Origin of the sequence: Hyphomicrobium sp., assembly GCF_019753045.1 — a bacterium.
Taxonomy (GTDB): Bacteria; Pseudomonadota; Alphaproteobacteria; order Rhizobiales; family Hyphomicrobiaceae; genus Hyphomicrobium_B.
This window is the reverse complement of sequence record NZ_JAIELN010000014.1, coordinates 52,543-77,662: the sequence shown is the minus strand read 5'-3', so window position 1 is coordinate 77,662 and position 25,120 is coordinate 52,543. Positions and strand designations below refer to the sequence as shown.

The window sequence follows — 25,120 nt, the reverse complement described above, 5'->3', positions numbered from 1 at the left end:
CGCAGCCAGAGGTCGAAATGCAGATCTGTGTTGCAGGCGGGCCCCGCTTCGCCGCGCGTTTACGGCCTAGCGGGAGAAATGGTCGTAGCCCAACTGCCGCCAATCGATCGGCGTTCCGTGCTGGTCGAGAATTTCAAGTTTCCGCCCGGCATCGAGCACACCCAGACGGCTGATCGCGATGCCCGCTTGCTCGGCGCCGGTTTTGAAATCCGCGATGGACGCGGGAGGGACGGCAACAAGCAGCTCATAGTCATCGCCCCCTGTCAGGATGGTTCTGGCGAACGCGGCGTCATGGGCCAGCGTGGCGCTGACGGCCGGAGACATGGGGACGGAGCCAAGGCTGAGAGAAATTCCTGACGGACCGGCGAGCCGGGCAAGGTCCTTCAACAGGCCGTCCGAAACGTCGAGCGCGGCGGACGCATGATTTCGCAATGCTTCAGCGAGCGCGATCCGGGGGCGCGGCCGGAGATAGCGGCCGAGCACGAAGGCGCGCTCGTCGTCGCTCAAGACCCCGGCGAATACCGAGGGATCTCTGCGGACGGCAAGGCCGAGCGCCGCATCGCCAATGGTTCCGGTGACGAAGACGTGGTCGCCGGCTGCCGCTCCCTGGCGGGGGACGAATCTACCGGCCGGCACCGCACCGAAGATCGTTATGCCGATCGAGAGCGGACCGGGCGTGCGGTCCGTATCGCCGCCGATGAGATGGCAGCCGAAGCTTTCCTGCGCGCTTCTGAGGCCATCGGAAAATCTCGTCATCCAGGCGCGGGTGGGCGCGTCCGGGAGGGCGAGCGTCAGAATATAGGCGAGCGGTGTTGCGCCCTTTGCAGCCATGTCCGAGGCGTTTACCGCGAGGGCTTTCCAGGCGACGTCATCGGGCGCGTCGTCGACGAAAAAATGCACGCCCGCGATGATGGGATCGCTGCTGACGACGAGATCGGTTCCGGGCTCGGGAGAGATCAGTGCTGCGTCGTCGCGAAGTCCGAATGCGCCCGGGCTACCTGCCGCGAGCGGCGCCAAATAAGTCTGCACGAGATCGGTTTCGCTTTCGATCCGATCTTCTGGCCGATCCTCTGATCCTGGCGCGTTGGCGTGCGTTGGCGGCATGCTTTCCAAGCCCAGCGCTCGCGCGCTACGTCCTCAGGATGGCGTTACTCGCCTTACGAATTCGTGGCCTCGAACCTTGCGCGCTATCTTGTCGAGCACGCCGTTCACCACGCGGGGTTCTTCGTCGTCGAAGAAGACGTGCGCGACATTGACGTATTCGTTGATGGCGACGCGGGCCGGAACGTCGGCCCTGTCAACGAGCTCGGCAACGCCTGCCCGGAGAATGGCGCGCAATATGGAATCGACGCGTATCAGGCTCCAGCCGATCGCAAGCTGCTCGTCGATCATCGGGTCGATTTCGCGTTGCCGGCGCAGGACCGCACGCAGAATGTCGGCGAAGAAAACGCGGTCAGCCGTCGCCAGAACTTCGTCGCGATTATCGCCTTCAAAGCGCTGCTCGATGAACTCGGCTATGACGTCATTGACGTCCGTTCCCGCCATGTCCATTTGATAGAGCGCCTGCACGCCCGCAATCCGAGCTGCGGTACGAGGCGTTATTTCCTCCAGCTTGGATTTGCCTTTGGCGGTCATGCCGTCGTTTCCCAGAAAGCGCGCTTCGCCTCGATAAGCCGCAAGCATGCGCGCGCGGCATCGCCGCCTTTACCTGTAATGCCGCCTTCAGCGCGAGCCACTGCCTGCTCGCGCGTATCGACGGTGAGAATGGCATTGCCGACCGGAATGTTCTGGCGCATGGCCACATCCATCATCCAGTGGTTCGCGTTGTTGCACACGATGTCATAGTGCGAGGTTTCTCCGCGAATGACGCAGCCGAGAGCGACGGCACCGTCGAACGCGGTTCGTCCGGCCTGGCGCGCGTCTGCCGCGGCGGCCAACACCTGGGGAATCTCGAGCGCACCCGGAACGGTAATCCGCTCGTAGGTGGCGCCGCGCTTTTTGCACTCGGCGATAGCGCCCTCGATGAGCAGATCGGCGATGTCTTCGTAGTAGCGCGCTTCGATGAAAAGAATGTGCGCACGAATTGGAGCCGCGCTCTTTTCGTCCCGCGGTGCTCCTGGGGTTTTCTGAATCATGTGTCGTGCTACTCGATTTTTCTTGTGCCGGTCACGCGCAGCCCGAACGCTTCGAGGCCGACGTAGACATGCTGCGGTTGTGTCGTGAGAAGCACCATGTCCTTGACGCCAAGGTCCGCAAGGATCTGCGAGCCGACGCCGATTTCGACTTGGCGCCGTTCCTTGCTCAAGTCTGCGAGCGCGCCCGGTGTGTTTCTCCGCGTCACCCAATCAGACACGGATTTGGGACGCAAGTCTCGAATGAGAACTAAGACGCCGCGGCCTTCAGCTTCGATGGCGCGCATCGATTGCTCAATGACCGTGCCGCTCTCGGTGTGGCCGTCAATGCCGAGCACATCATGGAGCACGTTCAGGGCATGGACGCGCACCAGGACAGGGCCGCCCTTGGAGACGTTGCCTTTGACCAGCGCCAGATGCTCTCCGGTCTCCACCGTCGTCTCGTAGACGTGCAGGTCGAAGCTGCCGGCCGTCGTCGTTTCGACGGGCGTTTGAGCGATGCGCTTGACGATGCGATCGTTCTTGAACCGGTAGGCGATCAGGTCCTCGATGGCGCCGATCTTAAGGTCATGGTGCTTGGCGAAGCGGGCAAGGTCTGCCATGCGCGCCATCGTGCCGTCTTCGTTCATCACTTCGCAGATGACGGCGGCTGGCGAAAGACCGGCGAGCTTCGCAAGATCGATCGACGCTTCGGTGTGGCCCGCGCGTACGAGGACGCCGCCGTCGCGCGCGATCAGCGGAAAGACGTGACCGGGCGAGACGATGTCGGCTGCACTCTTCGTCGGATCGATAGCCGTCGAGATCGTGCGAGCGCGGTCGAAAGCAGAGATGCCGGTCGAGATGCCTTCGCGCGCTTCGATCGATTGGGTGAAGGCGGTGCGGTTGCGCGAGCCATTCGTGCGCACCATGAAATCGAGATTGAGTTCCCGGGCACGCGCCGGCGTCAGCGCGAGGCAGATCAGTCCACGGCCGTGCTTGGCCATGAAGTTGATAGCGTCGGGTGTCGCCATCTGCGCCGGGATGATGAGGTCGCCCTCGTTCTCGCGATCTTCGGCATCAACGAGAATGACCATCCGGCCGTTCTGCATTTCCTCGACGATCTCTTCGATCGGCGAGAGCGCGCTGTTGCTGCCCGCGGACTGCAAATTTGTCGTGCCCGACATCATGGGCGAAACTCCATCAGGCGCGCAACGTAGCGCGCGAATACATCGACTTCGAGATTGACCAGATCGCCGGGGGTTTTCGCGCCCCAGGTCGTAACCGTCAAGCTGTGCGGAATGAGATTGACGCCGAAACGGGCTTCCGCAACCTCGTTGACCGTCAGGGAGGTCCCATCCAACGCAACAGATCCCTTGGCAGCTATATAGCGGGAAAGATGCTCGGGCGCTTCCAAAAGAAAGCGTTTGCTGTCGCCATCGCGGGTGATTGCGATGATTTTGGCGACGCCGTCGACGTGGCCGGACACGATGTGGCCGCCGAGCTCATCGCCAGCCCGCAGGGATCGTTCCAAATTGACGCGCTTGCCGGGTTGCCAGCTGCCGAGCGTCGACTTGGCCATCGTCTCGTTGGAAACGTCGACCGAAAATTCGGCGCCATCAGCACGCGGCGTTATGGCCGTCGCCGTGAGACATACGCCGTCGCAGCAGATTGAAAGCCCTGTCTCTTCAGGCTTAAGCGCGTAAGCCGTTTTCAAAGTGAAGCCGCCAGGCGATTTCGCGATCACCTCGCCGACATCCGTAATCAATCCGGTAAACATCTGATCAGCGTCCTTCCATGTCCGCTAGGCCTTGTCCGCTAGGCGACGAAGCCGCCACATCGTATCGGTGCCGATTGTCCGCCGTTCGACGGGCGTCATCCCGAGCGGGCCCAGCCAGCGCAAGAGTACATTCTGTGCATCGAGATCGGTCGGGTTGCCGGCCATGTAAAGAACGATCTCGTCGACGAGAGAGGCGGCCGCGAAGGAGCGCCAGATCGCCGGGCCGCCTTCGACGAGCAGCCGGGTTATCCCGCGCGCAACGAGCGCTTCCATGATCGACGGCAGCCACAGCGTATTTCCGACAACGCCGACGTCGACGACGTCCGTGCCTCCGGCGGCGATCGCACTTTTCCTTCCGGGATCGGCATCCTGAGCCGTCATCAACCAAACCGGAACTTTGGCTGCGCTCTGAAACAGCTTCGCGCCCGGTGAAAGATCGAGCGAGCGCGAAAGAACGATGCGAACGGGCGAGCGGCCTATCAGGCCCGGCAATCTGCACGTCAGTTCCGGATCATCGTCTCTGACCGTCGCGCTGCCGACGAGGATCGCGTCGAATTCACTGCGCAGCAGCATGCCGTGGGCGCGCGCTCTTTCACCGGTGACCCACACAGGCGCGGAGCCCGAGCCGCGCGCGATCTCGCCCTTCTCGTCGACGGCGAGCTTCAGCGTGACGAGCGGCCGGCGCTCGGTGATGCGAACGACGTGGCCTCGCGTCAGCCATCGCGCCCGGTTAGCGCCGACGCCCCGAACGACCTCAATTCCTGCGTTTCTCAGCCGTTCGAGACCACGGCCAGCGACGCGGGGGTCGGGATCTTCGATCGCGACGACCGCACGTTTCAGTCCCGCCGTTACGATCGCATCGGCACACGGGCCCGTCTGGCCGTAATGCGAGCACGGCTCAAGCGTGACGTAAATCGTGGCGCCGCACGCTCTTTCTCCCGCCGTTGCAATCGCGGTCGTTTCGGCATGCGGACGGCCTTTGTCCGCCGTCCTCGCGCGCGAGATCAGCTCGCCTGTGGCCTCGTCGGCAATGACGGCGCCGACGGATGGGTTCGGCGCCGTTGCGCCAAGTCCGCGCTCGGCCATACGGAGCGCGATCTCCATCATCTCGTCGTCGAACGCACGACTTTGGAAACTCGACATTGGCTCCGCTCAGTGCTTCTTCTGGCTCACGATCTTGTCGAGAGCGGGTGTACCGAACCGCTCGTTAAGATCGAGCGGCTCGGGGGTATCGCTCGCGAGCTCGCGGAGGACGGCATGAAAGTCCGCGGTATCGCGAAAATCGCGATACACGGACGCGAAGCGCACATACGCCACAGGATCGAGCTCGCGCAAGGCCGCCATGACGAGCTCGCCGATTTCGGCAGATGTTATTTCCGTTTCGCCGGAGCTTTCGAGCTGCCGGACGAGGCCCGAGACGAGACGGTCGATCCGCTCGGGCTCGATCGGACGCTTGCGCATCGCGACCGAGATCGATTTCGAAAGCTTGTCGCGATCGAACAGGACCTTGCGGCCCGAGCGCTTGAGGACAGTCAACTCGCGAAGCTGGACGCGTTCGAATGTGGTGAAACGACCACCGCAATCGGCGCAGATCCGCCGACGCCTGATCGCGGCATTCTCATCCGACGGCCGGCTGTCTTTGACCTGGCTATCCTCGCTTCCGCAAAATGGACAGCGCATCCTTAGCTCCTCGCAATCGGCGACCGCTCCTATCGGCGCCGCCTCTTTCCCGCTCAAACTGACGGTGTCTTAACCACAAGCCAGATTCCGCCCGCGGCACACATTCCCGAGATGGCCTACGGGGAGGTTTTCAACAATGAGAAAAGACCTGCATCTGCCCGTCATAACCCGAAACGCGAGATTATCGTTACTTACAGCCTGTTCGATGCGGCTTCTCGTGAAGCGGTGTCACATTGCAGCCGAGCATAAGGGCTCTCATGCCCAAACAAAAAGAGCGCCGGACGTATCCGGCGCTCTCGATCGATTGAACCGGGCGTTCGGCCCAGGCTTAAGTTCAGCTTAGGCGTAAATCGGGAAGCGATCGGTGAGCGCCGTCGCCTTTGCCTTGACGGCGGCTTCGACCGCGGCATTGCCCTCTTCGCCGTTCTTCGCCAAGCCCTCGAGAACTTCGGTGATCAGACGGCCGATCTCCTGGAATTCCGCGACGCCGAAGCCGCGGGTCGTGCCGGCCGGCGAACCCAGGCGGATGCCCGACGTCACCATCGGCTTCTCGGGGTCGAACGGAATGCCGTTCTTGTTGCAGGTGATGTGAGCGCGTTCGAGCGACTTCTCGGCCTTGTTGCCGGTGAGCTTCTTCGGACGGAGATCGACGAGCACGACGTGCGTGTCGGTGCCGCCGGAGACGAGCGCGAAGCCGTTCTGCACCAGCACTTCACCCAGCGCCTTGGCGTTGTCCATCACGGCCTTGATGTAGACCTTGTAGTCGGGACGCAGCGCTTCGCCGAATGCAACGGCCTTTGCGGCGATGACGTGCATCAGCGGGCCGCCCTGGATGCCAGGGAAGATCGCTGAGTTGACCTTCTTCGCAATGTCTTCGTCGTTCGTCAGAATCATGCCGCCGCGCGGACCGCGCAACGTCTTGTGCGTCGTCGTCGTGACGACGTGAGCGTGCGGGAACGGGCTCGGGATGAGGCCTGCCGCAACGAGACCGGCGAAGTGCGCCATATCGACGAGGAAGTGCGCACCGACTTCATCGGCGATCGCGCGGAACGCGGCGAAGTCGATCTTGCGCGGATAGGCCGAACCGCCGGCGATGATGATGCGCGGCTTGTGTTCGTGCGCGAGCTTCTTCACCTCGTCCATGTCAATGAGGTGGGTGTCAGGCTTCACCATGTAGTGCACGGCCTTGAACCACTTGCCCGACTGGTTGACGGTCGCGCCGTGGGTCAAGTGACCGCCGGCTGCGAGCGACAGGCCGAGGATGGTGTCGCCGGGCTTGGCAAGCGCATTGAAGACGCCCTGGTTCGCCTGGCTGCCCGAGTTCGGCTGCACGTTGGCGAAGCCGCAGTTGAACAGCTTCTTGGCGCGGTCGATCGCGAGCTCTTCCGCGATGTCGACGTACTGGCAGCCGCCGTAATAGCGCTTGCCCGGATAGCCTTCCGCGTACTTGTTCGTCAGGACCGAGCCTGCAGCATCGAGCACGGCCTGGGAAACGATATTCTCCGAAGCGATCAGCTCGATCTCGTGCTGCTGGCGTCCGAATTCCTTCTGGATAGCGCCGAAGACTTCGGGATCGGTTTCAGAAAGGTGCGCCTTGAAAAAGCGCGACGTTTGCGAAGTTGCTGCCGGTGCAGTCGACATGGGCTTTCCTCTAAATTGGGGAAACGTTTTTTTAGCGCTGGCGGGCACTTTGGAGCAAGCCCGGACCGGCTTTCAACCATAGTTGCGAGCTACTATGCCAGCGCTCAACTCTATCCGCACCCGCGTAATAAGGGCGCGGGCTGCGGGTATTGCAACGCAACTGAACTGGGTGCCTCTCCGGGCGTTCCCGTGGGGCCTTACTCAGCCGCTTCGGCAAGGCTCTCCATCAGCGCCAGCGGGCACTGAGACCAGAGATCCGACAGGGCATTGACCAGATGCTCCATATCCGCGTCGGTGTGCTGGGGCGACGGTGTCAGCCGCAGCCGTTCGGTGCCACGCGGAACCGTCGGATAGTTGATCGGTTGGACGTAGATACCGTAGCGATCGAGCAGCACGTCGGTCAGCGCCTTGCAGCGCACCGGGTCGGCAACGAGGACCGGCACGATGTGGCTCGGCCCGGAAATGACCGGGAAATCGGCAGCCGAGAGGCGCCGCTTCAGAGCGCGGGCGCGCTCCTGGTGCTGCTCACGCTCGACGTTGCTCGACTTCAAATGGCGGATCGACGCGAGTGCGCCGGCCGCGACAGCGGGCGCCAGCGAGGTCGTGAAGATGAAGCCCGGTGCATACGACCGGATGGCGTCGCACAGCGTCTTGGACGCGGCAATGTAGCCGCCCATGACGCCGAAGCCCTTCGCGAGCGTGCCATTGATGATATCGATGCGATGCATGACGCCGTCGCGCTCTGCGACGCCGCCGCCACGGGGGCCATAAAGCCCGACCGCGTGCACCTCATCGAGATACGTCAGCGCGTTGTACTTTTCCGCGAGATCGCAGATGGCCGCGATAGGCGCTACGTGACCGTCCATGGAATAGACGCTCTCGAAGGCGATGATCTTCGGCGTGTCGCGCGGCACTTTCTGCAGGCGCGCTTCCAGATCGGCGAGGTCGTTATGAGCGAAGATCTGCTTCGGTCCGCGGCCGTTGCGGATGCCCGCGATCATCGACGCGTGATTCTTCTCGTCGGAAAAGATCACGCAGCCGGGAAAGAGCGTTGCGAGCGTCGATAGCGCGGCCTCGTTGGCGACGAACGCCGACGTGAAGAGAAGTGCCATCTCCTTGCCGTGGAGGTCGGCAAGCTCGCGCTCGAGTTCGACGTGGTAATGGGTGGTGCCTGCGATGTTGCGCGTGCCGCCCGAACCGGCGCCGACGAGATCGATGGCCTCGTGCATCGCCGCGAGCACCTTCGGGTGCTGGCCCATGCCGAGATAATCGTTGGAGCACCAAACGGTTATCTGCTTTGCAGCTTCACCTTTGACGACATCAGCTTTGGGGAAGGCACCTCTGCGGCGCTTCACATCAGCGAAAACCCGATAGCGTCCCTCACGCTTTACTGTATCGAGGGCGTCCGAGAGCATCTGCTCGTAGTTCATCAGTCGGTTTCCGCTCCCTAAAGCACGGCGTTCATTATTTTAGTCCTTTTATGTACCCGTGGACTTGAAAGGACCAGTGCCGTTTCGTCGCGCAGAGGATGAAAATTTGGTCAGGCCAGAAGACCTTTCAGATTGCAGTTTCTGTTTCTGGCAGCTTGTCGCTTTGACGCAAGTCAACAGGTGCATAACAGCCCCTCGCGTCCAGAAGTTATGATGCCATCGAGACGGTAAGGTGGCATCGAGACGTTAATAGGACGCTGCGACTTCGCCGATGCCGTCCTTCTGGTAAATGTCGCGCCGGAATTGCACGACTCCATCCTCGGTCGCCCATGCGCTGATGTAGACAAATAACAATTGAACGGGCTTTTTTAAGCGAACGTCCAGGCGCTGCCCCTTCTCCTTCAGCTGCGCGATCCTGTCGGCATTCCAACCCTGCTGATCGGCGAGCAACCAGGCCGCCAAGTTTTCGATGTTGTGGACGCGGATGCAGCCCGAGCTTTCGGAACGGAAGTTGCGGCCGAAGATGCGATCCGACGGGGTGTCGTGCATGTAAACGGAGTGGGCGCTGTCGAAGTTGATCTTCAGGAACCCGAGCGGGTTCTCCTTGCCCGGCTGCTGGCTGTACGTGTAGGTGCCCGGCGACACCTTCTCCCAGTTGATGCTTTGCGGATCGACTTTCTTGCCGCCTGCGTAGGCGTCGATGCCGAACTTCACCAGAACGTTCTGGCCTTTCTTCTGCATCTCGCGCCCGCGCGGAATCAGGTCTTCCGAAACGACCGTCGGCGGCAGACGCCACATCGGGTTGAAGTTGAGGTCGGTGATCGGCGTGCGCAGAAGAGGTGTCGGACGCTCGGGCTTGCCGACGACGCCTGCGTAACGGGCAACGATTGCGCCGTTCTGAACGGCTTCGATCTGTGCCGCCGGAATGTTGACGACGACGTATCTCTTCGATGTCGTCGGAATGGCTTCCTGCAAGCGCACCAGATTGACCTTCAGCTGCTTCAGGCGCACATCCGCGGGTACGTTCAGGGCGGCGATCGTCCTCTTGTCGGCGATGCCCGTTGGCGTCAGGCCGTTCGATGCCTGGAACCGCTGAAGCGCCTTCTCGAGGTCGTTGTCGAAATAGTTGGAGGTTGTATTGCCGCTGCGCAGGTCTCCTGAGGCCGCCAAGCGGGCGCGCAGCAATGCGACAGCGGGATCGGTTGTCCCGTACTGCATGAGACTGTCACGGGGTGTCTTCGGCGGGGGCTCGGGGATCTGCGGCCAGCCGCCCTTCCCGATGATCATCGTGTACTGCCGGACCGCCATCTTGGTCGCTTCGATATTTGCCTTGGCGAGCGTCGCGTAACCTTTGGGCGGGTTGGCTTCCCATTCGCGGACGAAGTCTGGATCGGCCCGGTTGCTCGTGTAGGACGGACCGTCGTTGCCGGAGCCAAAATTGAACCAGCTGAAACCCTGGGCCGCCGCAGCGCCGGATCCCGTCCAACCGGCAGCCGATATCGCAATGAATCCAATGCTCAGGACGCTGGCTACGAGCCGGCCTGACAGGCCGATCCCTGCCCTAAGCTTCTGTTCCCCCAAGCCCACGTCCGTCCCCCGGCGCTTGCGATTCCAACCTGCGTTGGGGCTACACTATCTGAAATCCGAGTATTTGACATCGGATAGATGCCGGGCTGGCTTTCGGCAGGTGGGCATGTCCACAGGCGCTCATCGCTGCCCTTTTCGCGAACGAAAAAGGACCTCTCCCGCGGATGCAGAGAGGTCCTCAACGCCCGTCTAACGACGGCGTTCAACAGCAGGTTATTGGCGTCGGCCGTTTTTAGAGGCGGTAGCGGATCTGATCCGACCAGAAGCGTTCCAGGCGCACCAGGGCCTTGTTCAAGCCTTTGACGTCTTCGTTGGAAACTTCACCGACGGTCTGTACCGAGCCCAGCTGACGAAGATAGAGCTTCGAAACGATGTCCCGTGCCTCGAGGCCCTTGTCGGTCAGGCTTACACGCACCGACCGGCGATCCGTGTCGGACCGCTTGTAGTGGATGTATCCCATGTCGACGAGCTTCTTCAGGTTGTAGGACACGTTCGACCCAAGGTAGTAACCCCTGGTCTTCAGCTCGCCTGCCGTCAGCTCACTCTCGCCGATGTTGTAAAGGAGCAATGCCTGCACGCTGTTGAGTTCGGCTCCGCCACGACGATCAAACTCGTCCTTGATGACGTCGAGCAGAAGGCGATGCAGGCGCTCAATCAAACGCAGCGCCTGAAGGTATTCACCGCGAAACCCTTCTTCCTGGGCCGGCGCGCGGTGACGCGCCATATCGTACGCTAAACTCATAACCCTGCCTCGCAATTGTTTGACGCCACCCGGTTCGCCCGGGTTTTGACAAATTGATAACTCGGAGGCCTGAATTTCGGCTAAATAGATATAGTAAAAGAATAGTAGGGGGGTGTGTTTGGAATGAATTTTTAACCAATATTCAGGTGATTTCTCCGGATTGGTAACTATCGTCCTAACGCAGCGACGACAATTAACAACAATATCGCCAGATTTTTTAAACTCGCGCTGCCTGCATCTCAGTTCTCTTCGGCAATTCGAGCTCTGCCCCTGGCAATGGCGCAAAATACGCTTCGACTACATCAGCAATACTATCATCATAGCGATTTGGTTTCCATGCTGGGCTGCCATCCTTGTCGATGAGCAGCGCGCGAACGCCTTCGTGAAAATCGTGGTTCTCGATGCAGCGCACAGCTAGACGATAATCTTCGATGAGTGTTTGACGTATATCAAACGAAAGCGCCGATTGAATATGGCGGATCGTAATGGCCAGCGATATCGGCGAACACTTCGCGAGATCCGCCAGCGTCTTCTTCGCCCACTCCGAGCCTTTTACCTCCGCGTTCGTCAGCGACCGCAGAATACCTTGGAGCGTCGGCTCGGAAAAATGCTCGATGATATGGCCCCGGTCTTTTTGCAAATCGCCGGGAGCTTGAATTTCGTTAAGGGCGTCGAGCATGGGATCGACGGGTTCGGCGTCTTTCAATTTCGCGAGTATGCCGGGAAAATGCGTCGCGGAAATGCAGTGCGTAACGAGACCTAGCCATTGCGCATCGGCGCGTCCGATCGCGCGGCCCGTAAGACCCAAATAGATTCCGATGGGCCACGGCATTTTCGCCAGCACGCGCGATATGCCGACGTCAGGGAACAGTCCGATCTTGGTTTCGGGCATCGCCCATTTGAAATTTTCGCCGGCGATGCGATGCGTATTGTAGGCGGTCAAGCCGGCGCCCGAGCCCATGCAGAGCCCATCGATGAACGATACCGTCGGCTTGGAAAAGCATTCGAGAAGCCAGTTGAGCGAGTACTCGGTGCGGAGATAGCTCTTCGCGGTCTCGATATCGTCCTTTGCAGCAACGGACAGCGCCCGGACGTCACCACCGGCACAGAAGGCCCGCGGATTATTCGAGAGAAGCGCGACGATGTAGACGTCGGGATTGCGAGCAACGGTCGGGATGGCGCTGCTCAACGTCCGGCACATCTCATCGTCGAGGGCGTTGAGTGCGTTCGGCCTGTTCAGCGTGAACGTCTGCAGCGCCTGCGATCGGTCCGCAATGATCTTCGGAGACTGTCCGACTGTCGATGTTTTGAGATCGGTGTTGTGCTGGTTCACTGCATGCTCGGTAAGTATCGCTGGCGCGACTCGGTTGTGAAATTCGATGCTATGGCTTGTTTCATACGAACTCGCCATATTTTGCGGCTATGGAATCGTCTTCCACACTCCAGACGCGTGCCGTATCCCCGATCGGATCAACGGCCGAGGTCAGTATGAGCTTGGCCTGAAAAGGGAATTCTGGAATATTCAGGTTCCCGCCAAGATCAACGCTCGCGTCGACTTTGTAGAGCGGCCGTGAAGGATGTACAGACAGAAATGACGACATCCCCCAGCGCGGGGCACGACACCAGACCGTCGCGCCTTCGGAAGATCGCAACCACCGCCATTTTCGTCGCTTCATTGCTTGTTGGCGAAATGCCAGCTGATGCTCAGGCTAAGCAAAAGGCAAAGCACCCCGCAGCGGAAGCGACTTCCACCGCCGAGCCCGCTTCTCAGGCGCCGCCCGCTCAAGCTGCATCAGACGCTGCGAAGGCCAATCCAGCTGCTCAGAAGCCGGAGGATGGCGGAAAGCCAGCCGATCCGGCGAAGACTGCCGCCGAACCTGCGCCGAAAGCGCCCCCGACGTGGTCCGCAGCGGAGATCGCGGATGCCAAGGCGCACTGCGCGGTCGTACTCAAGCGCATCCACGCCGTCGCCATGCCGCATGAGCCGATCAAGGAGGGTGCCTGCGGGACGCCTGCTCCCATCGAACTCATCAGTATCGGTCAGAACCCCCAAGTCGCGTTATCGCCGCCGGCGATCGTCACCTGCGATCTCGCTGAGTCTCTGGTCAATTGGTTCGAAGGCGATGTGCAGCCGCTCGCTCGCAAGCACCTCAAATCCGAAATCATCACGATCCAGACGATGAGCTCCTATTCGTGCCGCAACGCTTACGGCCGCAAGAAGACGAAGCTCAGCGAGCACGGATTGGCGAATGCGCTCGATATCGGCGGCTTCGTAACGGCGTCGACGAAAACGGCCGATGTGCTTCAGGATTGGGGGAAGCCACAACGCCAAATTTTGGCCGAGGCTGCCGCCGAGCAGCGCGCCGCAGAGGAAGCGGCTGCCAAGGCCGCGGGAACGGCCATCGCGGCCAATCCGGCTCAGGCCGCGCTCGCGTCGGCTCTGCCGTCAACCGCGGGAGCGGCTGTTACGTCGCTCGCGCGTTCGACAATCATCGACGGCGTCGGGGATGCGGAGATCGTCGCAACGCCGACGTTGGCAACGTCCGATCCGGTCGTCGCGAACAAACTTGGCGGCCCACTCGTGAAGCCTGCCAAAAAGGGCTCGTCGGTTCAGAAAACGTCGCAGGTGGGCGCGCGTTCGACGTCCAATCCGGACCCCGAGATCAAGGCGTTCCTGCGCGAGGCACACACGGCCGCATGCCGTATCTTCGGAACGACGCTTGGGCCGGAAGCGAACGAGGATCACCGGAACCATTTCCACATCGATATGGCGCAGCGCAAGTTTACCAAAATCTGCGATTAGCGGACTTTGCGGGCGGCGGCATTCCAGCCCTGCATCGCTGTCATCCCTGACGGCACATCTGCGGTTCGTCCGGCCGCTTGCGCCGAGGCGCGGCTCGTGTCCATTGTCGGCCGAAATTCGAGCGGCGCAGAATTCGCTGCTTCTGCCCAGGAAACTTGTTCATGTCCTCCCGTACACGCCAACCGACCCCCGCCCCCGAAACAGAGACGCTTTCCGGCGGCTTTCCGGCGATCCGTATGCGCCGTAACCGAAAGGCCTCGTGGTCTCGCCGGCTCGTCGCCGAACACCAATTGTCGCCTGCCGATCTGATCTGGCCGATGTTCGTCGTCGACGGCGCTGCGCACCGCACGCCTGTCGCGTCCATGCCGGGCGTCGAACGGCTGAGCGTCGACCTCATCGTCGAAGCCGCGAAGCACGCCGTCGATCTCGGCATTCCGGCTATCGCGCTCTTTCCTTTCACCGATCCGAAAAAGCGCAGCGAGGATGCCGCCGAAGCTTTCAATCCGGACAATCTGGTTTGCCGCGCGACGCGCGCGATCAAGGCTCAAAACCTCGATCTCGGCGTCATCCTCGACGTCGCTCTCGATCCCTACACGAGCCACGGGCATGACGGCCTTCTCGTCGGCGACGAGATCGTGAACGACGAAACAAATGCGGCCCTCGTCAAGCAAGCGCTCGTGCAGGCGGAAGCCGGTGCGGACGTTCTAGCGCCGTCCGACATGATGGACGGGCGCATCGGCGTCATTCGCAGCGCGCTCGAAGGAAACGGATTCAAGAACACGCAAATCATGTCGTATGCCGCGAAGTATGCGAGCGCGTTCTACGGCCCATTCCGCGACGCGGTCGGGTCGTCGGGACTTCTGAAGGGCGACAAGCGCACCTATCAGATGAACCCCGCGAATACCGAAGAAGCGCTGCGCGAAGTCGCCATCGATCTCGACGAGGGCGCAGACATGGTGATGGTAAAGCCCGGCATGCCCTACCTCGATGTCGTGCGTCGCGTGTCGGAGACGTTCGGGGTACCCACGTTCGCGTATCAAGTCTCCGGCGAGTACGCGATGCTTGCCGCGGCCTTCGAAAAGGGCTGGCTCGATCCGGACAAGACGATGCTCGAAAGCCTGCTCGCCTTCAAACGCGCGGGAGCATCGGGCGTTCTCACGTATTTCGCACCGAAGGCAGCGCGGCTGCTCGCGGACTAGCAGCGTTCGTCCGAGTATGACGGCGATGGCAAACTAGCGGCGGACGCGGCGGCGGTAGTCTTGGTCGGGAGGCGGTTCGCCGTTGTCTTGATAGCCCGCATCCGGCGGTTGCTGGCCTTCGGCGGTCGCGGGTGCGTCGGCCGGAGCGGTCTCGGGCGTGACGGGCTTCTGCTCGACGATCGTGCGCGCCGGCTTATTGCACTCGGTCAACCAGACGTCATAGGTCGGATGCTCGAGGCCATAGATGCCGGGGCTCTCGGCGAACATCCAGCCCGTGAAAATTCGCTTTTCCGAGCCGTCGAGCTGCGTTTCATCGATCTCGACGAACGTCGTCGTCTTCGGCTCTTCCGTCGGCGGGCGCGAGTAGCAGGCGCGCGGCGTGATCTTGAGCGCGCCGAACGTCGCCGTTTCGCCCAGCGCCACCTCGAATTTCGAAATGTGCGCCGTCACCTTGTCGAGCGCGGAAAAGACGGCAACCTGATTTTCGATGCGATCGGCCTTGGCGGGCGCCGTCGCCGCGCTCATTGCGCCTGCGAGCAAAAGCGTCAGCGACGTCAGGGCCGCTCCGCGACGGTTAAGCCGTACGCTCAGCGCAAAATTCAAAAGCAACGGCTTTCTCAATTCAGAATCCAGTGAGGGGGCGCTGCCCGGCGGAGGCTCTCGATTGAGCCTCAAAGCGGGCGAATTTTCGGTCAGGCGGTCAGTGCGGCTTCCACGCCTTGTAATCGCTGGTCGACTTGGCGCGCTCGCCTTTACCCAAGATCGAGCCTTTCGGGCGGTACGCCTGCGGCGTTCCGGTCAGATTCGGCTGGTGCGGCTTCTGCCACGGGCGGGGATGATAGCGCTCGTCGGTCGGGATCGTATCGACGGTGTAATGAAGCCAGCCGTGCCAATCGGCCGGTACCTGGCTCGCCTCGGAAAGCTTCGGATATATGACCCAGCGCGCGGGCACACCGAGCGGTCCGACGCCAGACTTTTGGACGTAGTAGCGGTTTCCAAATTCGTCCTGGCCGACCTGCTTGCCCTTCCGCAGCGTGAAAAGTCTGGTTCCCCAGGTATTTCCACCCCACCAGCTGAAGATTTCGCTGAGTAAGCCCATGTCTTGAAGGTCCTTTTCCCGCCGCGCCTCTGTTTCGACTTAGCTGCACCGCGGGCCTTATGTCCAGACTGTAGGAAGGAGATGCAGCCGGGCAACAGCGACTGTGCGGAATCGCACTAAGCTCCGGGTCTTCAGGGTGAGCAAAATCGAGAAATCCCGGCTCATCCACATGGTCAATGACTTAGAACCAGCCTGAAACATACGGAAATCAGCGCGAAAAGCGCCATCCGCTCAAAATTACTAACAGCACAAGATATAGTATGTGTTGCGGCTGCTACCCCAATATATATCCCAGAAAGCGTGACGAGCGGATCGAATCGTCCTACCTTTGATGAGTGTTCGGCGAGCGTGCGACAGTCCGAGGGGAAGCTGTGGACCAAGCCATCGTCGAGTTGAGACTAAGCATTTCGGAGCGTTATTTCCTGTCGCGTCCAGCGTAGCGCACGAGCACCTCGTCGCCACCAAACACCTTTGTGGTCGGCAGAACGCCGGCGGATTGCGGCCATTGGCCGTCGTCGCTGGCGCGGAGAAGTGCGCGCTCTAAACGCGGCAAGTTGTGTGCGTCTCAGTCATGCGTCGTCATCACGCCGAAGCGCCGGAAAGCAGGGTCCAGCGCAAGGCAATCATTCCATACGGCAAGCGGACGAGCGTCCGTTTGCTGCGAAATCTCGGGGGCACTTACATATGAAGATTACGCGGCGTTTCACTGAAGCCGGACTCTCGCCTTATGCCTCGATCCCGTTCCGCCGTGCGACGTCCGAAATCAAGAACCCCGACGGCTCGATCGTTTTCAAACTCGATGGCTTCGACGTTCCAGAGCAGTTCAGCCAGGTTGCAGCAGACATCCTCGCGCAGAAGTACTTCCGCAAAGCCGGCGTTGCGCGCCGCTTGAGGCGTTGCGAAGAAACGCAGGTTCCCTCGTGGCTCTGGCGTTCGGCTCCCGATGAAGCCGCACTTGCGGAGCTTCCCGAAAACGAACGCTTCGGCGGTGAGACGGATGCGCGCCAAGTATTCGATCGCCTCGCCGGCACGTGGACCTATTGGGGCTGGAAGGGCGGCTATTTCACATCCGAGGACGACGCTCAGGCCTTCTTCGACGAGCTTCGCTATATGCTCGCGATGCAGATGGCGGCGCCGAACTCGCCGCAGTGGTTCAACACCGGCCTGCACTGGGCCTACGGCATCGACGGGCCTGGCCAGGGCCATATGTACGTCGATTATCAGACGGGAGAACTCGTCAACTCGACGTCCGCCTATGAGCACCCGCAGCCACACGCCTGCTTCATCCAGTCGGTTGCCGACGACCTCGTCAACGAGGGCGGCATCATGGACCTCTGGGTCCGCGAAGCACGCCTCTTCAAGTACGGCTCCGGCACGGGTTCCAACTTCTCGTCGCTGCGCGGCGCCAATGAAAAGCTTTCGGGCGGCGGACGTTCGTCGGGTCTGATGAGCTTCCTGAAAATCGGCGACCGGGCGGCAGGCGCCATCAAGTCGGGCGGCACGACGCGCCGCGCGGCCAAGATGGTCGTCGTCGACGTCGATCATCCCGATATCGAGGAATACATCACCTGGAAGGTGCGCGAGGAGCAGAAGGTCGCCGCCCTCGTCACGGGTTCCAAGATCTGCCAGAAGCGGCTCAAGGCCGTGATGAAGGCTTGCGTCAACTGCGAAGCCGAGGGTGATGCCTGCTTCGAGCCGACGAAAAATCCGAAGCTTAAGATCGCCATCCGCGAAGCCAAGCGCGACGGCGTTCCGCAGAACTACATCCTGCGCGTCGTCCAGTTCGCGAAGCAGGGCTACAAGGACATCACGTTCGACACCTACGACACCGATTGGGATAGCGAAGCCTACCTGACGGTCGCCGGGCAGAACTCGAACAACTCGGTGCGCGTCACCGACGAATTCCTCAACGCCGTTGCCGACGACAAGGACTGGCAGCTGCGCTCCCGTCTCGGGAACAGAGTGACGAAGACGATACGCGCCCAGGACCTTTGGGAGCAGATCGGCTTTGCGGCGTGGGCTTCGGCCGATCCCGGCATCCAGTTCCACACCACGATCAACGACTGGCACACGTGCCCGCAGTCGGGGCCGATCCGCGCCTCGAATCCGTGCTCGGAATACATGTTCCTCGACGATACGGCGTGCAACCTCGCGTCGCTCAATCTCTTGCGCTTCCGCCGCGAAGATAAGTCGTTCGACATCGAAGCTTATGAGCACGGCTGCTGCATCTGGACGATCGTGCTCGAAATTTCGGTGCTGATGGCGCAGTTCCCGTCGCGCCAGATCGCCGAGCTCAGCTACCGTTACCGCACGCTCGGCCTCGGCTTCGCGAACATCGGCGGATTGCTGATGTCGGAGGGCATCCCTTACGACTCGGCTGAGGGCCGCGCGATCTGCGGCGCGATCTCCGCGATCATGACCGGTGTTTCCTACGCGACGAGCGCCGAGATGTCGGCCGAACTCGGACCGTTCCCAGGATACGGGCCGAACGCGCAGGACATGCTGCGCGTGATGCGCAACCATCGCCGGGCGGCACACGGTGAAACCGAGTTGTACGAGAAGCTCGCGACCGCGCCGGTTCCGCTCGACCACGGCTCGTTGACAGACGCGCGCCTCGGTGAAGCCGCGAAGCGTGCTTGGGATAACGCGCTCGAGCTCGGGCAGGAGCACGGGTATCGCAACGCGCAGGCGACCGTCGTCGCGCCGACCGGTACGATCGGCCTCGTCATGGACTGCGACACGACCGGCATCGAGCCCGATTTCGCGCTCGTCAAGTTCAAGAAGCTTGCGGGCGGCGGCTACTTCAAGATCATCAACCAGTCCGTGCCGGAAGCGCTGCGCGCCGTCGGCTACCGGGAAAGCCAGATTGCAGAGATCGAGGTCTATGCGGTCGGTCATGGGTCTCTGAAGCAGGCGCCTGGCATCAACACCCAGACGCTCAAGGCCCGCGGGTTCACGGATGAAGCGCTTGCCAAGATCGAAAAGAGCCTCGGCACGGCATTCGACATCAAGTTCGTGTTCAACCGCTGGACGCTCGGCGATGCCTTCCTGACCGAGACGCTCGGCGTACCGGCCGACAAACTCAACGATCCGACGTTCGATCTCTTCGCGCATCTCGGCTTCTCGAAGAAGGACATCGACGCCGCGAACGAGCACGTCTGCGGAGCGATGACGCTCGAAGGTGCGCCGCATCTGAAGCCCGAGCATCTGCCGATCTTCGATTGCGCCAACCCGTGCGGCAAGAAAGGCAAGCGTTACCTTTCGGTCGAGAGCCACATCCGCATGATGGCGGCGTCGCAGCCGTTCATCTCGGGCGCCATCTCGAAGACGATCAACATGCCGAACGATGCGACGGTGGATGATTGCAAGCAGTCCTACATGCTGTCGTGGAAGCTGGCGCTCAAGGCCAACGCGCTTTACCGCGACGGCTCGAAGCTCTCGCAGCCGTTGAACAGCCAGGTTCTGGGCGACGACGTTGATGACGCGGAAGAGGCCGCCGACGCGCTGATGTCTCAGCCGATGGCGGCGCGCACGGCAGCGGTTACGGAAAAGATCGTCGAGAAGATCGTCGAACGCATCGTCTACGTGAAAGAGGAAGCATCCTCGCAGGATCGCGCCAAGCTTCCTGGACGGCGCAAGGGTTACACGCAGAAAGCTGCCGTCGGCGGCCACAAAGTGTACCTCCGCACCGGCGAATACGACGACGGACGTCTCGGCGAAATCTTCATCGACATGCACAAGGAAGGCGCCGCCTTCCGGTCGTTGATGAACAACTTCGCCATCGCCATCTCGCTCGGCCTGCAGTACGGCGTGCCGCTCGAAGAGTACGTGGAGGCCTTCACCTTCACGCGCTTCGAACCGGCGGGCCTCGTGCAGGGCAACGAGACGATCAAGAACGCGACGTCGATCCTCGACTACATCTTCCGCGAACTCGCCGTGTCCTACCTCGGCCGTCATGATCTGGCCCACGTCGACCCGCGTGAGATCGTCGGCGAGACGGGGCTCGGTTCGAGCGACGATACGACGGATGAGCAGCTCGCACTCGATCTGCCGGAAGCCGTCATGAAGAACGTGTCGAAGGGTCTTGTTCGCGGCAATCCGATCGTTCGGCTTGCCAGCAGCACGACTCAGAGCGGACTGAAAGCTTCGTCTCTCAGCGCCGCCGCCATTCAGAGCAAGAGCAGCATCGACGTCAGTTCGCGGTTTGTGGAGCAGACGCTGACGCATGGCGCTACCGCCCTCGCCTCGGTCAGCGAAGAGATGCACGCCGTTGCATCTTCATCGCCGGTTCTGACGAAGTCGGAGATCTTCAAGCAGCGCGTCTCGGAAGCGAAGTTGCGCGGTTATGAAGGCGTCTCGTGCAGCGAGTGCCACAACTTCACGATGGTGCGGAACGGCACGTGCTTGAAGTGTGACACGTGTGGAAGCACGAGCGGGTGTTCTTGATGAGTGGATGCAGATAGCGAGCTAGAACGCGGCTGGAGATCAATGTGATTGAGTATGTTCTGAGTGCGGTGATTTTGGCTTTGACGGGGGCGCTCACTTGGGCGTTGAGGTGTATCCATGCCCAGCGGGCCAACGATGGCAAAGCGATGGATCTAGCTCATAAATTGTCGGACGAGATCACGGGACGCCCCAGAATGATCCCACCCATGATCGAAGGAAAGTCACTTTTACGCACTGAACCTCGGCAACATCTTCCAGCTCCAATCGCGACGAAAAGGCCAAAGGCAACTACTCGGGTGTTAAATCGCCCGATTGGTACCTCCCATTCCGACAAAAATACGCCTCGCAAAAAGCGCTAACATTCTTTCGTCATCCTCGAACGCGTGAGCGGAGCGATCGCGTTCGGGGATCTAGCGTGAGACTCGTCGTAGACGACCGAATTCCTTCAAGGCACCTCGCAGGGGGTGCCTTGTTTGTTTTTGGCTTATCTGGATCCCGGCCTTCGCCGGGATGACAGTTGTGCATCCGCGCCCCTATATCCCGTCACCGTCATGCCGACGAAGGTCGGCATCCAGACAAGCGGCAGCAAGCCGTTTATTCGAAGAACTGCTCCGACTTATCAAACGGGCCAGAACTGATTTCGCCGGTTTGCGGATCGAACAAGTTGAGCCATTGAGGGTTCATCTGCTCGATCAAGCGGAGCTTCCACTGGTGCTGCCATTCCTTCAGTTGCTTCTCGCGTCCGATGGCCTGCACAAACGTTGGATGCAATTCGTAGTAAACAAGCCGTGTCACATCATATCGTGCGGTGAAGCCGGGGATCACCTTCTGTGAATGCTGCGCCATCCGCGCGTGAAGATTGCTCGTGACGCCAATGTAGAGCGTGCCGTTTCGGTTGCTCGCCAAAATGTAGACGCACGGTGATTTGCTGCGCACCAGCCGGTCCTCGCTCGGACCGCAATACTGCAGCATTTGAGATCGGCCGAGCAAGTCTTTGCGTTGCGCGTTGTCTGGATCCCGGCCTTCGCCGGGATGACGATGTTTTAGCTCTGCGCCCAAAAACCAAACCCGCCAAGGGCACTTTCCGAACGCGGAACGGAAAGTGCCCTTTGGCGGCTGCTGATAACGCTATCCCGCCCCCCCGGCCGGAACGCGATCAGGGGTTAGTGTTTCTTCGGCTTGTGCGCGTGAGCCTTATGCGGTTTGGGTTTCGCATGCGCTTCGGCGACCTTGTGCTTGTGTTTGTGCACGCGGTGCGCGTGAACGTGCTTTTTCTTCTTCTCGTCCTTCGCCGTATGCGAGACGAGCGTCTTCGCGCCTGGAGCATGGAGCTTTGGCGCTGACGTTGCGGCTTCGGCGGAGATGCTCGCGCCCAAAACGAACGCCCCGAGCAAAACCAATTTCGCGAACTTCATTTTCATTTTCCCCGAGCTGGTCACAGCCGTTCTGAGCTGTCACCCAACGCTAGGGACCGGTTTCCCAAAAGCGAACGAATATAAAGTGAAATGCTCAGCAGGAAATTTTCGCAGCGAATGGCCGGGAAATGGTTGGGCTGACGCGCTGACGATTTGTTCCCGAGAAATGTGCGAGTGCACGTTATTTCCTCTCGGTAAACCGTCGACCGATGCTTCGCCCTCCCCTCCGCGAATTGTCACTATAGTGTAATGAAACGAGCGCTATTTCCCCGCGGAAATTCTCATTCGGGGGCGGAATAATCATGTCTGACGTGGCGTTGAGCGCTGCATTGGCGGGGGCTGCCGCACCAAGCGGCAAACCCAACCTCGATCACGGTGCCAACACGCTTACGGTTTTCATTTTCCTTGCGCTGCTGGCCGGTGGCCTATTCTTCACTGCCTACAGCCTCTATGAGGACATGCAAGCCGCTCAGGTTCCGGTTACGACCTGGGTGCCGCTCTTGCTGCTCGGCGTGGCCTTGGTGATCGCGCTCGGCTTCGAATTCGTCAACGGCTTCCACGATACCGCCAACGCAGTCGCGACCGTCATCTATACGCACTCGATGCCCGCCAACGTCGCCGTGCTCTGGTCCGGCTTCTTCAACTTCCTCGGCGTGCTGCTTTCGACGGGCGCCGTCGCCTTCGGCATCATTTCGCTGCTTCCTGTCGAGCTTATCCTGCAGGTCGGCTCCAGCGCCGGCTTCGCAATGGTCTTCGCGCTGTTGATCGCGGCCATTATCTGGAACCTCGGAACGTGGTGGCTCGGGCTGCCGTCTTCGTCGTCGCATACGCTGATCGGCTCGATTATCGGCGTCGGCGTCGCCAACTCGCTGCTCCATGGCGGCAACGGCACGTCAGGCGTCGACTGGGGTAAGGCTCAGGAAATCGGCACCTCGCTGCTCGTATCTCCGCTCGTCGGCTTCGGCTTCGCGGCGCTGCTGCTTCTCATCCTGAAGTTCGTCCTCCGCAACCCCGCGCTCTACAAGGAACCGGAAGGCAAGCAGCCGCCGCCGTGGTGGATCCGCGGCCTGCTGATCCTCACCTGCACGGGCGTTTCGTTCGCACACGGCTCGAACGACGGACAGAAGGGCATGGGCCTCATCATGCTAATCCTCATCGGTACCGTTCCGATGGCCTACGCTCTGAACCGTACGCCGGGTCCGTCGCAGATCGTCGAGTTCAAGGCGAACGCCGCGGCTGCCGCTTCCGTGATCGAGAAGCAGGCTTCGGGCTACAACGTGCTCGGCAATCCGCGTCCGGCCGTCGAAGCCTACATCTCGGCGCGCACAATCAACGAGGGCACATATCCGAGCCTTGCCGTCCTGGTGCGCGAGATCTCTCAGCAGGTCGACTCCTACGGCGCGCTCGACAAGGTTCCTGCGGCCGCCGTCTCGAACGTTCGTAACGACATGTACCTGGCGTCGGAAGCCCTCCGCTTCCTGCTCAAGGACAAGGCCAACAATCTGAAGGCCGACGAAGTGAAGTCGATCACCGCGTTCAAGGGCTCGCTCGATAAGGCGACGCGCTTCATCCCGCTCTGGGTGAAGGTCGCGGTCGCGATCGCGCTCGGGCTCGGCACGATGATCGGCTGGAAGCGCATCGTCGTGACGGTGGGCGAGAAGATCGGCAAGACGCATCTGACCTACGCGCAGGGCGCCTCCGCAGAACTCGTCGCGATGGCGACCATCGGCGCCGCCGACGCCTACGGCCTGCCGGTTTCGACCACCCACGTTCTGTCGTCGGGTGTCGCCGGAACAATGGCCGCCAATGGCTCGGGCCTGCAGTGGGCGACCGTGCGCAACCTGCTCATGGCCTGGGTGCTGACGCTGCCGGTCTCGGTCGTTCTCGCCGGCGCTCTCTACGTTATCTTCTCGAAAGTGTTCTGATTTTCGAAGCCCACGACGGCGGCGGAAATCAGATTTGTTCGGAAAGGCGCGTGCCCGTAGGCCGCGCCTTTTTTCATTGTGCTGAAGTAACTCTCCGTGTGAGTACGAATAATTTTGCCGCCGACTGTTGACGCGCCGCGGCGTTTTGGGGACGTTGTTCATCGTAGCGTTGCTGTTGGAGGTTCCTTTGCCGCCGGAAGTCCTCGCCCTCGCCTTGGCTCTGCTCTTCGTCGTCGCCAGCGGCCTTGTTTTCCGGTTTTTCTCCTGGCTCGACCGTCGTTCCCGAGCCCGGCAATCGTCGAGCGTCACGCCGAATAGAGCAGAAGATGCGGTCGCTCCGAAAGCGGCGGCGCCCCTTCCCGTTTCTGCAACTCCACCTGCTTCCCCGACCGTCGATGTGCCGCGAACCGCGTCGCCCCCAGTCGTGGCCGCGAACGTGCCGAAGCCGGCGCCTGCCCGGGTTTACTCTTCGCCGCGATCATCCGCCGAGCCCACGACGGCCGACGTCGTCCGAGCCGTTGACGCTGCCGATAAGCCGGTCGCGGAAACTCTAGAACCGCCAAAGCCTTCACTCCGCACGGCGCTGAAGCCGAGCATCGGGGCGACCCTCGCTCCATCGCCACCGCCGACAGTGCTGCAAAGGCCGAGCATCGCGGCCACGCTACCGCCCGCGCCGGAGCCTATCGCAGAGCCGGCCGCTCCGGCCGTTGCGACAGCATCCGATCAGGCGCCGGATCTTCCCGCGCCTGCCGCTCCCGTCGTCGCGCGCACGAAATTGTTCGATTCAAAACTTCTTCGCGCTTGGAAGCTCGGCGCGATTGCTCCGCGGCTCGACATTCGCCTCAAGGAATCGCGGAACCGCAAAGTGGTTTCGGGTCCGAAGACGAGCCGGAAGCCGCCTGAAGCGGTAAGCACGAAGGAATTGAAGGTGCTTGCACAACGAAGCGTGCAGGAGAAAACACCTGTTCGGCGCATTCGCCGGAAGGCCGGAGCGGAAAACATTCTGGCCTCGGCGCAGGCTCAGACCCGCATCGTTGGGGTGCCTCCGCGCGGCTATCGCGTCCTCGCGGCGAATGAGCTGTGAATTTCTGTGCGACTGTGGCTGATAAAACCACCCAAAACAGACCTTCTTAAAGCGTCTCAGCGCGCCATTTGCTCAATCGTGATTCTTCCGGATCAGCAGCAGACGCTCGGTTTTGCGCGGTTTTTCTCACGTTCCGCATAAGCAGCTAAACACGGTCCACACCTTATCCTCATCTCTCCCC

Annotated in this window: 21 protein-coding genes; 5 read left to right on the top strand and 16 right to left on the bottom strand. The window is 61.1% G+C overall.

What is annotated here, in order from left to right; genetic code table 11:
* Positions 1-66: 66 nt before the first annotated feature.
* The 12 genes from thiL to K2Q04_RS16005 all read right to left on the bottom strand — a co-directional run bounded on the left by thiL (position 67) and on the right by K2Q04_RS16005 (position 12,301).
* Positions 67-1,104, bottom strand: a complete 1,038-nt coding sequence (thiL, locus tag K2Q04_RS16060) for a thiamine-phosphate kinase (RefSeq protein ID WP_291165706.1) — start codon at positions 1,102-1,104, stop codon at positions 67-69.
* A gap of 33 nt (positions 1,105-1,137) precedes the next feature.
* Entirely contained in the window at positions 1,138-1,635 is a 498-nt protein-coding gene (nusB, locus tag K2Q04_RS16055) for a transcription antitermination factor NusB (protein WP_291165705.1), read from the bottom strand.
* Positions 1,632-2,135, bottom strand: a complete 504-nt coding sequence (gene ribH / locus K2Q04_RS16050; RefSeq protein ID WP_291165704.1) for a 6,7-dimethyl-8-ribityllumazine synthase — start codon at positions 2,133-2,135, stop codon at positions 1,632-1,634. Before ribH ends, nusB begins: the two co-directional genes overlap by 4 nt.
* 8 nt (positions 2,136-2,143) lie before the next feature.
* The gene (gene ribB, locus K2Q04_RS16045; RefSeq protein WP_291165703.1) at positions 2,144-3,295 is read right to left on the bottom strand and encodes a 3,4-dihydroxy-2-butanone-4-phosphate synthase; all 1,152 of its coding nucleotides are present in this window, start codon (positions 3,293-3,295) and stop codon (positions 2,144-2,146) included.
* On the bottom strand, positions 3,295-3,888 hold the full coding sequence (locus K2Q04_RS16040) for a riboflavin synthase (protein WP_092867404.1): 594 nt from the start codon (positions 3,886-3,888) through the stop codon (positions 3,295-3,297). The genes ribB and K2Q04_RS16040 overlap by 1 nt, the downstream gene beginning before the upstream one ends.
* 24 nt (positions 3,889-3,912) lie before the next feature.
* Positions 3,913-5,031, bottom strand: a complete 1,119-nt coding sequence (gene ribD / locus K2Q04_RS16035; protein WP_291165702.1) for a bifunctional diaminohydroxyphosphoribosylaminopyrimidine deaminase/5-amino-6-(5-phosphoribosylamino)uracil reductase RibD — start codon at positions 5,029-5,031, stop codon at positions 3,913-3,915.
* A gap of 9 nt (positions 5,032-5,040) precedes the next feature.
* Positions 5,041-5,568, bottom strand: coding sequence for a transcriptional regulator NrdR (gene nrdR, locus K2Q04_RS16030; RefSeq protein ID WP_291165701.1), 528 nt, complete (start codon positions 5,566-5,568; stop codon positions 5,041-5,043).
* A gap of 339 nt (positions 5,569-5,907) precedes the next feature.
* The gene (gene glyA, locus K2Q04_RS16025) at positions 5,908-7,209 is read right to left on the bottom strand and encodes a serine hydroxymethyltransferase (protein ID WP_291165700.1); all 1,302 of its coding nucleotides are present in this window, start codon (positions 7,207-7,209) and stop codon (positions 5,908-5,910) included.
* Between the two features lie 197 nt (positions 7,210-7,406).
* Positions 7,407-8,639 carry a 5-aminolevulinate synthase gene (gene hemA / locus K2Q04_RS16020; protein ID WP_291165699.1) on the bottom strand — a complete coding sequence of 411 codons (1,233 nt, stop codon included), beginning with the start codon at positions 8,637-8,639 and terminating at the stop codon, positions 7,407-7,409.
* Positions 8,640-8,885: 246 nt separating this feature from the next.
* Positions 8,886-10,226, bottom strand: a complete 1,341-nt coding sequence (locus K2Q04_RS16015; RefSeq protein ID WP_291165698.1) for a L,D-transpeptidase family protein — start codon at positions 10,224-10,226, stop codon at positions 8,886-8,888.
* A 232-nt stretch (positions 10,227-10,458) separates the two neighbouring features.
* A complete protein-coding gene (locus tag K2Q04_RS16010; RefSeq protein ID WP_244531226.1) occupies positions 10,459-10,950 on the bottom strand; it encodes a winged helix DNA-binding protein in 492 nt (163 codons plus the stop codon).
* A gap of 235 nt (positions 10,951-11,185) precedes the next feature.
* Entirely contained in the window at positions 11,186-12,301 is a 1,116-nt protein-coding gene (locus K2Q04_RS16005; RefSeq protein ID WP_291165697.1) for an enoyl-CoA hydratase/isomerase family protein, read from the bottom strand.
* A 258-nt stretch (positions 12,302-12,559) separates the two neighbouring features.
* On the opposite strand from K2Q04_RS16005, the gene K2Q04_RS16000 reads away from it, so the two are divergent.
* The gene (locus K2Q04_RS16000) at positions 12,560-13,771 is read left to right on the top strand and encodes an extensin family protein (protein ID WP_291165696.1); all 1,212 of its coding nucleotides are present in this window, start codon (positions 12,560-12,562) and stop codon (positions 13,769-13,771) included.
* Between the two features lie 161 nt (positions 13,772-13,932).
* Positions 13,933-14,970 (top strand): porphobilinogen synthase, encoded by a 1,038-nt coding sequence (gene hemB / locus K2Q04_RS15995; protein WP_291165695.1) that lies wholly within the window; start codon positions 13,933-13,935, stop codon positions 14,968-14,970.
* Positions 14,971-15,003: 33 nt separating this feature from the next.
* On the opposite strand, the gene K2Q04_RS15990 is transcribed toward hemB, so the two are convergent.
* Entirely contained in the window at positions 15,004-15,495 is a 492-nt protein-coding gene (locus K2Q04_RS15990) for a DUF2155 domain-containing protein (RefSeq protein WP_291165915.1), read from the bottom strand.
* A gap of 175 nt (positions 15,496-15,670) precedes the next feature.
* Entirely contained in the window at positions 15,671-16,069 is a 399-nt protein-coding gene (locus K2Q04_RS15985; protein ID WP_291165694.1) for an NADH:ubiquinone oxidoreductase subunit NDUFA12, read from the bottom strand.
* Between the two features lie 684 nt (positions 16,070-16,753).
* Between K2Q04_RS15985 and K2Q04_RS15980 the strand changes: the two genes are divergently transcribed.
* Positions 16,754-20,515: a vitamin B12-dependent ribonucleotide reductase gene (locus K2Q04_RS15980; protein ID WP_291165693.1), complete on the top strand. Its 3,762-nt coding sequence runs from the start codon at positions 16,754-16,756 to the stop codon at positions 20,513-20,515.
* Between the two features lie 594 nt (positions 20,516-21,109).
* Here K2Q04_RS15980 and K2Q04_RS15975 read toward each other — a convergent pair.
* Positions 21,110-21,487, bottom strand: coding sequence for a GIY-YIG nuclease family protein (locus tag K2Q04_RS15975; protein WP_291165692.1), 378 nt, complete (start codon positions 21,485-21,487; stop codon positions 21,110-21,112).
* A 191-nt stretch (positions 21,488-21,678) separates the two neighbouring features.
* Positions 21,679-21,930 carry a hypothetical protein gene (locus K2Q04_RS15970; RefSeq protein ID WP_291165691.1) on the bottom strand — a complete coding sequence of 84 codons (252 nt, stop codon included), beginning with the start codon at positions 21,928-21,930 and terminating at the stop codon, positions 21,679-21,681.
* Between the two features lie 302 nt (positions 21,931-22,232).
* Here K2Q04_RS15970 and K2Q04_RS15965 point away from each other — a divergent pair, with 302 nt between their 5' ends.
* Together K2Q04_RS15965 and K2Q04_RS15960 are read left to right on the top strand one after the other, a co-directional pair.
* A complete protein-coding gene (locus tag K2Q04_RS15965) occupies positions 22,233-23,855 on the top strand; it encodes an inorganic phosphate transporter (protein WP_291165690.1) in 1,623 nt (540 codons plus the stop codon).
* A gap of 187 nt (positions 23,856-24,042) precedes the next feature.
* Positions 24,043-24,939 carry a hypothetical protein gene (locus tag K2Q04_RS15960; RefSeq protein WP_291165689.1) on the top strand — a complete coding sequence of 299 codons (897 nt, stop codon included), beginning with the start codon at positions 24,043-24,045 and terminating at the stop codon, positions 24,937-24,939.
* The last annotated feature ends 181 nt before the right edge of the window (positions 24,940-25,120 follow it).